The organism is Polaribacter sp. Hel1_33_96, assembly GCF_002846595.1.
In the GTDB taxonomy this organism is placed as follows: domain Bacteria; phylum Bacteroidota; class Bacteroidia; order Flavobacteriales; family Flavobacteriaceae; genus Polaribacter.
Genome location: NZ_PJMV01000001.1, coordinates 2091168 through 2102619, shown reverse-complemented (window position 1 = coordinate 2102619; position 11452 = coordinate 2091168). Strand labels below are relative to the sequence as shown.

Annotated in this window: 10 protein-coding genes; 5 read left to right on the top strand and 5 right to left on the bottom strand. The window is 34.2% G+C overall.

Going from position 1 to position 11452, the window contains the following annotated elements; all coding sequences use genetic code 11:
* Nucleotides 1–215: 215 nt before the first annotated feature.
* The 4 genes from ATE90_RS09200 to ATE90_RS09185 form a co-directional block, all read right to left on the bottom strand.
* Nucleotides 216–1457: an ammonium transporter gene (locus ATE90_RS09200; RefSeq protein WP_036784860.1), complete on the bottom strand. Its 1242-nt coding sequence runs from the start codon at nucleotides 1455–1457 to the stop codon at nucleotides 216–218.
* A gap of 20 nt (nucleotides 1458–1477) precedes the next feature.
* Nucleotides 1478–1816, bottom strand: coding sequence for a P-II family nitrogen regulator (locus ATE90_RS09195; protein WP_036784863.1), 339 nt, complete (start codon nucleotides 1814–1816; stop codon nucleotides 1478–1480).
* Nucleotides 1817–1936: 120 nt separating this feature from the next.
* A complete protein-coding gene (locus ATE90_RS09190; protein ID WP_101451324.1) occupies nucleotides 1937–3229 on the bottom strand; it encodes an ammonium transporter in 1293 nt (430 codons plus the stop codon).
* A 99-nt stretch (nucleotides 3230–3328) separates the two neighbouring features.
* Nucleotides 3329–4315 carry an outer membrane beta-barrel protein gene (locus ATE90_RS09185; RefSeq protein WP_036784867.1) on the bottom strand — a complete coding sequence of 329 codons (987 nt, stop codon included), beginning with the start codon at nucleotides 4313–4315 and terminating at the stop codon, nucleotides 3329–3331.
* 272 nt (nucleotides 4316–4587) lie between these two features.
* Here ATE90_RS09185 and ATE90_RS09180 point away from each other — a divergent pair, with 272 nt between their 5' ends.
* Nucleotides 4588–5370, top strand: a complete 783-nt coding sequence (locus ATE90_RS09180; protein ID WP_101451323.1) for a tRNA pseudouridine(38-40) synthase TruA — start codon at nucleotides 4588–4590, stop codon at nucleotides 5368–5370.
* Nucleotides 5371–5488: 118 nt separating this feature from the next.
* Here ATE90_RS09180 and ATE90_RS09175 read toward each other — a convergent pair whose 3' ends face one another.
* On the bottom strand, nucleotides 5489–6631 hold the full coding sequence (locus ATE90_RS09175; protein WP_101451322.1) for an acyl-CoA dehydrogenase: 1143 nt from the start codon (nucleotides 6629–6631) through the stop codon (nucleotides 5489–5491).
* A gap of 92 nt (nucleotides 6632–6723) precedes the next feature.
* On the opposite strand from ATE90_RS09175, the gene ATE90_RS09170 reads away from it, so the two are divergent.
* The 4 genes from ATE90_RS09170 (at nucleotide 6724) to ATE90_RS09155 (ending at nucleotide 11452) form a co-directional block, all read left to right on the top strand.
* Nucleotides 6724–7791 (top strand): anhydro-N-acetylmuramic acid kinase, encoded by a 1068-nt coding sequence (locus ATE90_RS09170; protein ID WP_101451321.1) that lies wholly within the window; start codon nucleotides 6724–6726, stop codon nucleotides 7789–7791.
* 175 nt (nucleotides 7792–7966) lie between these two features.
* On the top strand, nucleotides 7967–9199 hold the full coding sequence (locus ATE90_RS09165; protein WP_091953157.1) for a Glu/Leu/Phe/Val dehydrogenase dimerization domain-containing protein: 1233 nt from the start codon (nucleotides 7967–7969) through the stop codon (nucleotides 9197–9199).
* Between the two features lie 15 nt (nucleotides 9200–9214).
* Nucleotides 9215–10618 carry a sodium:proton antiporter NhaD gene (gene nhaD / locus ATE90_RS09160; RefSeq protein ID WP_091953159.1) on the top strand — a complete coding sequence of 468 codons (1404 nt, stop codon included), beginning with the start codon at nucleotides 9215–9217 and terminating at the stop codon, nucleotides 10616–10618.
* 144 nt (nucleotides 10619–10762) lie between these two features.
* The gene (locus ATE90_RS09155; RefSeq protein WP_101451320.1) at nucleotides 10763–11452 is read left to right on the top strand and encodes a MotA/TolQ/ExbB proton channel family protein; all 690 of its coding nucleotides are present in this window, start codon (nucleotides 10763–10765) and stop codon (nucleotides 11450–11452) included.

The window sequence follows — 11452 nt, the reverse complement described above, 5'->3', positions numbered from 1 at the left end:
TTGTATTCAATTATATATACAAATCTATGTATTTTGTTGAATATAATTCAGTCTTTAGGTCCGTTTAATGTAACTTTTATGATGAAATTAAAATAGAGGTGTAAAAAACATATTTATGGTAATTAAATAGGTTTTAATTGTTATATCCGTAAAAACAAGAAAAACACCTTTAAAATAGTAACTTTAAAGGTGTTTTATGTTAATAATGATAAGTATTAGTGTTCGTTCAGTCTAAAATCAGGATATGCATCCATGCCATGTTCATGAGCATCTAAACCTTCTAACTCTTCTTTTTCACTCACTCTAATTCCAATAGTCTTTTTTAAAGTAAATATGATAATGAATGAGGTAATTAAACAGAAAACTGCATAGGCGCTAACTCCAATTAATTGACTAATAAATTGATCCGCACTTGCTAGATTTCCAAACAGACCAACGGCTAAAGTTCCCCAAATACCGCAAACTAAATGAACTGCAATGGCACCAACTGGATCATCTAATTTTAATTTATCAATTAAACTAACGGCAAATACAATAATTGTACCTGCAATGGCTCCTATTAAAATAGCGTCAGTTGGAGACATTTGATCTGCTCCAGCAGTAATACCGACTAATCCACCAAGAATTCCGTTTAGAAACATTGTTAAATCTAGGTTTTTAAACATTATAGCAGAAATCATAGCTGCAAAAACCCCTCCTGCCGCTGCAGCTAAACAAGTGGTTACTAATGTTAAAGAAGTAAGTGCTGGATCTGCGGATAAAACAGAACCACCATTAAAACCAAACCATCCTAACCAAAGAATTAAAACTCCAGCGGTTGCTAATGGAATGTTATGTCCAGGAATTGCTTGAATTTTTCCGTTTTTGAACTTTCCAATTCTCGAGCCTAATAAGCAGACAGCTACTAGAGCTGCCCATCCACCAACTGAATGTACTAAAGTAGAGCCTGCAAAGTCATAAAAAGGCGTGTCTAATTGGTCTAAAAATCCACCACCCCATTTCCAGGAACCTGCTATTGGGTATACAAACCCTACATATACTATGGCAAAAATCATGAAAGGTAAAATTTTCATTCTTTCCGCAACTGCTCCAGAAACTATGGTCGCTGCAGTCGCTGCAAACATTCCTTGAAATAAGAAATCTGTCCAATATGTATAACCTTCATTGTATGCCAAGTCTAATGCTCCGGCATTAGTAAGAGGGGATGACAAGCCAAAGCCTGCAAAACCAAAGATTCCCGCGGATCCTTCACTAAAACCAGGGTACATTAAGTTGAACCCCACAAAACAGTAGAGTAATAGCCCACTGGTGATTATAAAGATGTTTTTGAATAATATATTTAATGTGTTTTTTTGTCTGGTTAGTCCGATTTCTAAAAATGCAAAACCTAGATGCATAAAGAAAACTAGTGCAGTACAGATCATCATCCATACATTATTTATTGTAAGTAATTCCATTGTTAATTATAAGTAATAAATTAATTTAAAGTTTCTCCTCCTTTTTCTCCGGTTCTAATCCTGTAAGCATCTTTAATTTCGCTAACAAATACTTTTCCATCACCAACTTCGCCTGTTGAAGCTGATTCTAAAATTGTTTTTACAGTAATGTCTTCAAAATTATCATTTACAACAATTGCAATGTGTCTTCTTTGAATATCACTTGTGCTATAGCTAACGCCTCTGTAGACATGACCTTCTTTTTCATTTCCAAGACCTGTTACATCCCAATAAGAAAAGAAGTTGACACCTACTTGGTGCAATGCTTCTTTTACAGCTCTAAATTTTGATTTTCTGATAATTGCTTCAATTTTTTTCATGATAAAAATTTATTCGGTTGTTTTTAAAATTTGTGAAAAATAATAAAAAATATTTTTTCATAAGAAATCACACAACTAATAAAAGTTGTGTGATTTTTTATTTCGATTCAAATTTAGACTCTATTTGTCATCTTCATATTCTCTTTGTCTTTTACCTGGGTAAGCAATAGAACCGTGCTCAGAAATATCTAATCCTTCAATTTCTACTTCTTTAGAAACACGCAGTCCCATAGTCGCTTTTAAGATTCCAAAAACAATAAAAGATAAAACTACTGCCCAAACGGCGTATGCTAAAACACCAATTGCTTGAGATCCTAATTGAGAAGCTCCACCACCATTGAATAAACCAATACCAGTATCACCATCTACACCCCAAAGACCAATCACTAAAGTACCCCATGCACCTGCAACACCGTGCACTGAAGCCGCGCCAATTGCGTCATCAATTTTTAATTTCTTTTCGATAAATTCAATCGAGAACACTACGATAACACCTCCAATTAGACCAGCTAATACACCGCCTTCAGGAGTCATGTTTCCACAACCAGCAGTAATACTTACTAAACCAGCTAATGCTCCGTTTAATGTTTGTGATAAATTTGGTTTACCGTACCAGATCCAAGTTGTGATTAACGCTCCTAATCCACCAGCAGCAGCAGCTAAATTTGTCACTAAAACTACGTTTGAAGCTCCGATTGCATCTGCGCCACCCCAAGCTAATTGAGATCCACCATTAAACCCAAACCAACCAAACCAGAGGATAAAAACTCCTAAAGTTGCTAGTACTTGGTTGTGACCTGGGATTGGTAATACTTTGCCATCCACATATTTTCCAATTCTAGGACCTACCATAAATGCAGCGACTAAAGCAGCCCATCCACCAACAGAATGCACAATAGAAGAACCTGCAAAATCGATGAAACCAAGCTTGGTTAACCATCCTTCCCCTTGCCATTGCCATCCGCCAGAAATTGGATAAATGATTGCGGTCATAACGATAGAGAATATAATGTATGTTGTATATTTTGTTCGACCAGCAATTGCTCCGGATACAATAGTTGCGGCTGTTGCAGCAAACATTGTTTGGAAGAATAAATCTGCTCCTTCCCCCTGGAATAAACCGCTCCAAAAGAACCATCCATTTGAAGTATCTCCATACATTAAAGAGTAACCCACTAACCAAAAAGTTAAGGAACCTACACAAATGTCGAGTAAGTTTTTCATTGCAATGTTAACTGCATTCTTAGATCTTGTCATTCCGGATTCTACCAATGTAAAACCAGCTTGCATCAAGAACACTAAGATACCTGCAATTAGCATCCAAAGCATTCCCATGTCTCCATTTATTTGTTCAACAGCCTCTGCAACTCCTGCTGCAGATGTGTCTTGTATTAATGTTAGAAATAAACTCATATTTATATTTTTTAATTAATTATCTTTTGAGAAATTACGAGACTAGAAACTCGTAAGTTTATTCTTTTTCACAGCAATTTACCTAATCATTTTATTTTTTTAGAAAGAATAAACTGCGGCTAAAGCAAAAGAACTAAGAGCTTTATCACCTACAAAGGCTGCTTCAGAAGCTGAATCTAATCTTAATTCTGGAATTATGGTTAAAGAACCAATTGTATAATTACCTGTTAAAGTAGTTGCAAATACGCTAGAGTCCTCAACGCCAGTTCCAATTGCACCAAAATCTCCATCTTCTACAAAATATTCAGTTCTTAAGCCAATTTTAAATGAATCAGAAGTGGCTATCTGCGGGTATAATGCTGCGCCATAGAATCCCGGAGCATCATCTCCTGAAAAATAAGCTGCGTTTATACCTAAAAAGAAAGTTTCTGATACATCAAAACCACCTGTAAAATCGATCTCATACGCTCCTGAATCTAATAAGAAATTGATGTATTGACCAGAGAAGCCTAATTGAGCACCAAATGCATAGCTGCCAGTTGGGTTAAATTCCGTAGCATCAGTAGGGTTCATTATTGCTAACATCAACGATGTGTTTTCCGATAAAGTAAAATCTGCTTTTATTCCTGTATGACTGAATGGTCCATAAGAAAATAAGTAAGATGTACTATAGTTAAAATTAGCAGTTGGAGAAATTACTTCATACCCTAAAAAGGTATTAAAGTTACCAATTGTAAGTTTTACTTTTTCACTTACATTCCAGTAAGCATACAATTGATTTATTACTTCAGAACTTCCAGTTGGAGATCCAAAGACAGCATCATTTCCTCTTGGTCCGTATACCATGTCAGCAACAAAGCCAACTTTTTCTCCTTCGTAAGCAGCAACCAAATTAATCATACCTAAAGCAAAACCTGGTTGATTAGCAAAAGAGCTGCCCGGAGCGGTATCGAAATTGCCTCCGCTGATGTTGCCTCTAAAATAAGTGTCTACGCTTCCACTTAATGTGAATTTTTTTTCCTCTGTTTCTTGCCCAGTCATCACTAAGCTACTTGCTACTAATAAAGTTAAAATAATTTTTTTCATGATAATGTTCTTTTAGTTTTTATTGATTTTTATTATTTGAACGAGCCAAATGTATATATTAAATTCAAATTAACAAGGGGGTGTTTTTTCGAAAACGTTGTAATTTTAAATTGTACCCTCAAAAAAATAGGGGTTAAATTGAGATAAGTTTAATTATTGATTTTTAAAGGGTATAAAATAGGATGTTTACAAAAAAGTTAGATATATTTTTAGGATATTCATAAAAATGCGCTATAATTAAAAAAAAATACAATTATTGTACATTTGTCCTTATGAAATATTCATTTTCCTATCTAATTCGCTTACAGTTTCTTGGTTTTCGTTTTTCGGGTTGGCAAAAACAAACCAATGCTAAGACGTTGCATGACATGGTGGATAAAACCTTGTCTTTTGTTTTTGAGGATACTAGTTTTAAAACCATTGGTATTGGCAGAACGGACGCTAAGGTTTCGGCAAATCAATATTGTATACAGCTATTCGTGGACATTCTAATTGAGGAAGATTCTTTTATGAAATCGTTAAACTCAAACTTTTCTCTAGATTTTAAAGCAATTTCGATGCGTAAAGTAGATCGAAGTTTCAATATTATTAAAGCGTCCAAGTTAAAAGAGTATCATTATTATTTTTCTTTTGGGGAGAAGAATCATCCTTTTGCGGCTCCTTTTTTAGTAAATATTGAGGAAAACCTTAATGTTAATAGAATGATTAAAGGAGCGAAACTGTTTGAAGGGGAGCATTATTTTCATAAATATTGTACAAAACCTTCTGAGCAAACTATTTTTAAAAGAGTAATTGATTCTTGTGAAATTGTTACAAACGATATATTGACGGCAAGTTTTTTTCCGGAGGATTCCTATGTATTAAAGGTGAAAGGTAAAGGATTTTTAAGGTATCAGATAAGATTAATGATGGCGACCTTATTTGAACTTGGAAAAGGAAATCTTGATATACAATTTATTGAATCCTCTTTAAAAGAAGATAATGATCAAAAATTCTTACGAAATATTGCGCCGGCTTCTGGTTTGCAACTGTATGCGATTGAATTGGATAAATAACGAACAAGAGAGTCTGAGCGATAAATAGAAGCGATATTCTTTTTAAAAATACGCCCAAAAGAAAAAGCCACCTTTTAAAAAGATGGATTTTTAAATACTATATATAATGAGTTGTAATTTATCCTTTGATAACACCTCTAGAAATTACAATTTTCTGAATTTCGGAGGTTCCTTCATAGATTTGAGTAATTTTTGCATCTCGCATTAAACGCTCTACATGGTAGTCTTTTACAAAACCATTTCCTCCGTGTATTTGAACCGCTTCTACGGTTTGTTCCATGGCAACTTTAGATGCATATAGTTTGGCCATGGCAGAAGACATATCGTAGTTATTGCCTTGATCTTTGTCCCAGGCAGCTTTCATCACTAACATTCTCGCAGCCTCAATTTCTGTGTACATATCTGCTAACTTGAAGGCGATCGCCTGATGATTGCAAATTTCTGTACCAAAAGCTTTACGTTCTTTAGAATATTTTAAGGCCAATTCGTAACCTCCGGCAGCAATGCCCAATGCTTGTGCAGCAATACCAATTCTTCCTCCAGAAAGTGTTTTCATGGCAAATTTGAATCCAAATCCATCTTCTCCAATTCTATTTTCTTTAGGCACTTTTACGTCATTAAATTGCAGCGTGTGCGTATCCGAACCACGAATTCCTAATTTATCTTCTTTTGGGCCCACATGAAAACCTTCGGTTCCTTTTTCAACGATAAAAGCATTAATTCCTCTATGACCTTTTTCTCTGTCAGTCTGCGCAATCACTAAATATACGTCTGCGCGTCCACCACTAGTAATCCAGTTTTTTGTTCCGTTAATGAGATAATGATCTCCTTGGTCTTCTGCTGTTGTTGCTTGCGAAGTTGCATCTGAACCTGCTTCTGGTTCACTTAAACAGAAAGCACCAACAAATTCTCCGGTGGCTAATTTTGTTAAATATTTTTGTTTTTGGTCTTCATTTCCATAAGCTTCTAGACCATAGCAAACTAAAGAATTATTTACAGAAACGATGACAGATGCAGAAGCATCAATTTTAGAAAGTTCTTCCATAATTAATACATAAGAAATAGCGTCCATGCCACTTCCTCCATATTTTGGGTCTACCATAATTCCCATAAAACCAAGATCTCCCATTTTTTTTACTAATTCTTTCGGGAACTCTTGCTTATTGTCTCTTTCTATGACACCAGGTAATAATTCTGCTTGCGCAAAATCTCTTGCAGCATCACGTATCATGATGTGTTCTTCTGTTAAACTAAAATCCATCTATATATAATTTTATAATATTCGTAGTTTTTGGCATCAAAGATATCGATTTCGTAACATATTTTCAACAGACATTTGTTAATTTTACAATTATGAATAAAAATGAGATTTTTACAATTGGTTTAATGTCCGGAACTTCTCTAGATGGTATTGATTTGGTATATGTGAAATTTAAAAAAGTTAGCTATAAAGATTTTGATATACTTCACTCAGAAACAATTTCATATCCTAAAAAATGGAAGTCAGCTTTACAAAATGCAATCAATTTTTCAAGTGATGAATTAAAATTTCTAGACATTGAATATGGTGCTTTTTTAGGAGCTGTACTTAATGAATTTATTGATAAATATCAGATTCAAAATATCGATTTTATAGCTTCTCATGGACACACGGTTTTACATCAACCAGAAAAGGGGGTTACGCTACAAATTGGCAATGGTCAGGTTATTGCAAATGATACAAAACAAAAAGTAATTTGTGATTTTAGAACGCAAGATGTAAAATTGGGAGGTCAAGGTGCGCCTTTAGTGCCGATAGGGGATGCATTGCTTTTTTCGGATTATGAATATTGTTTAAATCTTGGAGGTTTTTCGAATATTTCCTATGCTAAGGAAGGTGAAAGAATCGCTTTTGATATTTGTCCTGTAAATATTGTTTTGAATCATTATGCTAACAAATTAGGATTAGCTTATGACGCATCAGGAGATATAGCTTCGAAAGGAAAATTAAATCAGCAGCTTTTAGATAAATTAAATTCTTTAAAATTTTATCAGCAAAAACCCCCAAAATCTCTAGGTTTAGAGTGGGTGAAAGAGCATATTTTTCCTCTTATTAATGATTTAGAAACGGATATTTCGGCAATATTAAGAACTTTTGTAGCGCATATTGCTTGTCAGATTTCTAAAATAATTAAGGAAAATAACTCGGTTTTAGTTACAGGTGGAGGTGCTTTCAATTCTTTTTTAATGCATCAAATTGAAATAAGTTTACAGCACAAGATTTTATTGCCTAAAAAAGAATTGATAGATTTTAAGGAAGCATTAATTTTTGCTTTTTTAGGTTTGTTAAGGTTTGATAATCAGGTTAATTGCTTAAGTAGTGTCACAGGAGCAAAATACGATCATTCATCTGGAATGATTTTTTTGCCTTCAGGGGGGTAATAAAAATTTGAGCAATCCTTTTTTTTACTGTAAGTTTGTGCAGTATCAACTAAATAATATTCCTAAATTTTTAAAAATGAATCAACTTTAGCTTTTCCCCAGAAGGGGATTTTAATGCAAGATTAAAATTGTTGAAAGGAACAAAAAAGTAAGTTAATTTATTTAAAATTTTATAATGAAAGAATTATTAAAAAAATACGAAAACAAACAGCCAGAAATTGTTTTTCATTGGAAAGATCAAGAGACTGAAGCAGAAGGTTGGACCGTGATCAACTCATTAAGAGGCGGAGCAGCTGGTGGTGGTACAAGAATGAGAAAAGGCTTAGACATGAATGAAGTTTTGTCTTTGGCAAAAACAATGGAAGTAAAGTTTACGGTTTCAGGACCGGCGATTGGAGGGGCGAAATCGGGCATTAATTTTGATCCGAGTGATCCAAGAAAAAGAGGAGTTTTAGAGCGCTGGTATAAAGCGGTTACACCATTGTTAAAACATTATTATGGTACCGGTGGAGATTTAAATGTAGATGCAGATAAAGATGTAATTCCGATTACAGAAGATTGTGGTGTCTGGCATCCACAAGAAGGGATTTTTAACGGTCATTTTAAGCCCACGGAAGCAGATAAAATAAATCGAATTGGTCAATTGCGTTTAGGCGTGATTAAAGTAATAGAAGACAAGCAATTTTCGCCTGATTTATCTAGGAAATACACGGTTGCAGATATGTTAACCGGTTATGGTGTGGCAGAAGCGGTAAAACACTATTATAATATTTACGGTGGTAAAATTGAAGGAAAAAGGGCCATTGTTCAAGGATTTGGAAATGTAGGTTCGGCGGCTGCGTATTACCTAACACAATTAGGCGCAAAGGTTGTTGGAATTATAGATAGAGATGGTGGTGTCATCAATGAAGATGGATTTTCTTTGGAAGAAATGAGGAATTTATTTTTAGCCAAAGATGGGAATAAATTGGTTTCAGAAAAGATGATTTCTTTTGAAGAAATTAATGAAAGAATATGGGGTTTGCCAGCAGAAATTTTTATTCCTGCTGCGGCTTCAAGATTGGTTTCAAGAGATCAAGTGCAACAAATGATAGATGCAGGATTAGAAGTAATATCTCCTGGCGCGAATGTTCCTTTTGCGGACAAAGAAATTTTCTTTGGACCTATTATGGAATATACAGATAATCATTTAAGTTTGTTGCCAGATTTTATTTCGAATTGTGGTATTGCTAGAGTTTTTGCTTATTTAATGGAGGCAAGAGTACCTTTACCAATGCAAGACAAAGCTATTTTTGAGGATACATCTACGGTTATCAAAAAGGCCTTGCAAAAAACGTTTAAAAAAAGTGCATCAAAAACAAAAATATGTTCAACTGCGTTTGAAATAGCGCTTAAACAATTGTTATAAACTAAATTAGAGAATATGGAGTCAGTAATTATTATAGTATTTGTGATGGGATATTTGGCCATCACGTTAGAGCATAATTTAAAATTAGATAAACTAATACCAGCATTAATCATGATGGCGGTATGTTGGGCACTGGTTGCTCTTGGGGTAGATAATTTTACAACATGGTTTGATTCCAGTAAACATGCCTTAGTAGATGGTTTTGGTAGCCTAGCACATGATGATAAATTACATTTAGTAGAAGAAACCTTATTACATCATTTAGGTAAAACTGCTGAAATTTTAGTGTTCCTTTTAGGGGCCATGACCATTGTTGAAATCATAGATTATTTTGATGGGTTTTCTACCATTAAGGGGTATGTAAATTTTAAAAGTAAAAAGAAGTTGTTATGGATGTTTTCTGTATTAGCGTTTATTTTATCAGCAATTATAGATAATTTAACAGCAACTATTGTCTTAATTTCCATTTTGCAGAAAATTGTTAAAACGAGAGAAGATAGAGTTTGGTTTGCAGGTTTAATTATTATTGCGGCAAATGCTGGTGGTGCTTTTTCACCAATTGGGGACGTAACCACAACAATGCTTTGGATCGGAGATAAAGTAAGTACGGGAATGTTATTTACTTATTTATTTATTCCTTCCTTATTATGTATGATTGTTCCTTCTTTTATTGCAACATTTTTACCAGCCTTTAAAGGGGATATTGAATTTGACGTAAATGAAGTTGAAAAGCCAAAAAGTGAGCATAGTGGAAGAATGTTGTACCTGGGTTTAGGAGCTATTTTGTTTGTCCCTGTATTTAAAACAATAACACATTTACCTCCTTATGTAGGTATGATGTTGTCCTTAGCTTTTGTGGCTACTTTTGCAGAAATTTATAGTAATTCGAAATTTTCGATTTCCAGTGTAGACGCCGATGAGGCTAATGAGCATGCAGAACATGCCACGCATAGTCCTGTCCATTCCTCCCTATCTAAAATCGAAATGCCAAGTATTTTATTTTTCTTGGGTATTTTAATGGCAGTTGCGGCTCTAGAATCTTTAGGTATTTTATTCAACTTTGCAGATAGCTTAAAAGAAGGCATTCCTTTAATTGGTTCTGAGTTAGAAGGTACTGAAGTTTCGGATTTAGTAGTTCTTTTATTGGGAGTAGGTTCTGCGGTTATAGATAACGTTCCATTGGTGGCAGCGAGTTTAGGAATGTTCTCGGAAGGTTTAGACAATCCTTTATGGCATTTTATTGCATTTTCAGCAGGAACTGGTGGGTCTATGTTAATTATAGGTTCTGCTGCTGGGGTTGTAGCCATGGGAATGGAAAAAATAGATTTCTTTTGGTATTTTAAAAAAATATCTTGGTTAGCATTAATAGGTTTTTTAGTGGGCTCTTTAGCATTCGTGGTATTACGAATGTTTATATAGTCACCTTAAAATAATGTAAAGAAATGTCATTTTGTAAAAGTACAGAATGGCATTTTTTTATATAAAGAAAGTGCTATGCTTTTTTTTTGAAACAATTTAAAAAAAGAATAGTCGTTACTAGAATAGAACTTAAAAGAGAATTGAATGATATCATTTTTTCAAGATAATAAAGAGCTTATAGAGGAGGTGGCTTCAGAAGAAAAAACACTTTCTATCTATAAATTAATTATGGATGGTGGTTTAGGCGGGCAAATAATAATAGCCATTCTTTTTGTGCTGTTAGCAGTTGCTCTATATATTTATTTCGAACGTTTTTTTGCGATAAAATCTGCATCAAAAATTGATGAAAATTTTATGAATCAAATTAAAGAGTATGTTTCTAATGGTAAATTAGAGTCTGCAGATGCGCTTTGTAAAAGTAAAAACACGCCAACGGCAAGATTAATTGGTAAAGGGGTTTCTAGAATTGGGAAGCCTTTAGATGATATTACAAAAGCGATAGAAACTGCAGGAAAACTTGAGGTTTATCAATTAGAAAAAAACGTCAGTGTCTTAGCTACAATTTCTGGTGTAGCCCCAATGATAGGTTTTCTAGGAACTGTTATCGGAATGATTATTGCCATTCATGAAATCGCAAATGCAGGGGGTCAAATAGATATTAAATTGCTTTCTGACGGATTGTATACTGCAATGACTACGACCGTTGCAGGTTTAATAGTGGGTATTATTGCATACATTACCTACAATCATTTGGTGGTAAGAACTGATAAAGTGGTGTATCAAATGGAAGCAAAATCGGTGGAGTTTTTAGACTTATTAAACGAGCCGGTATAA

What these genes read in the sequence shown, in the direction of transcription:
- ATE90_RS09195 (WP_036784863.1), bottom strand. Translation starts at nt 1,816, where the DNA reads ATGAAAAAAATTGAAGCAATTATCAGAAAATCAAAATTTAGAGCTGTA.
- ATE90_RS09180 (WP_101451323.1), top strand. Translation starts at nt 4,588, where the DNA reads ATGAAATATTCATTTTCCTATCTAATTCGCTTACAGTTTCTTGGTTTT.
- nhaD (WP_091953159.1), top strand. Translation starts at nt 9,215, where the DNA reads ATGGAGTCAGTAATTATTATAGTATTTGTGATGGGATATTTGGCCATC.
- ATE90_RS09155 (WP_101451320.1), top strand. Translation starts at nt 10,763, where the DNA reads ATGATATCATTTTTTCAAGATAATAAAGAGCTTATAGAGGAGGTGGCT.
- ATE90_RS09165 (WP_091953157.1), top strand. Translation starts at nt 7,967, where the DNA reads ATGAAAGAATTATTAAAAAAATACGAAAACAAACAGCCAGAAATTGTT.
- ATE90_RS09175 (WP_101451322.1), bottom strand. Translation starts at nt 6,631, where the DNA reads ATGGATTTTAGTTTAACAGAAGAACACATCATGATACGTGATGCTGCA.
- ATE90_RS09170 (WP_101451321.1), top strand. Translation starts at nt 6,724, where the DNA reads ATGAATAAAAATGAGATTTTTACAATTGGTTTAATGTCCGGAACTTCT.
- ATE90_RS09185 (WP_036784867.1), bottom strand. Translation starts at nt 4,315, where the DNA reads ATGAAAAAAATTATTTTAACTTTATTAGTAGCAAGTAGCTTAGTGATG.
- ATE90_RS09190 (WP_101451324.1), bottom strand. Translation starts at nt 3,229, where the DNA reads ATGAGTTTATTTCTAACATTAATACAAGACACATCTGCAGCAGGAGTT.
- ATE90_RS09200 (WP_036784860.1), bottom strand. Translation starts at nt 1,457, where the DNA reads ATGGAATTACTTACAATAAATAATGTATGGATGATGATCTGTACTGCA.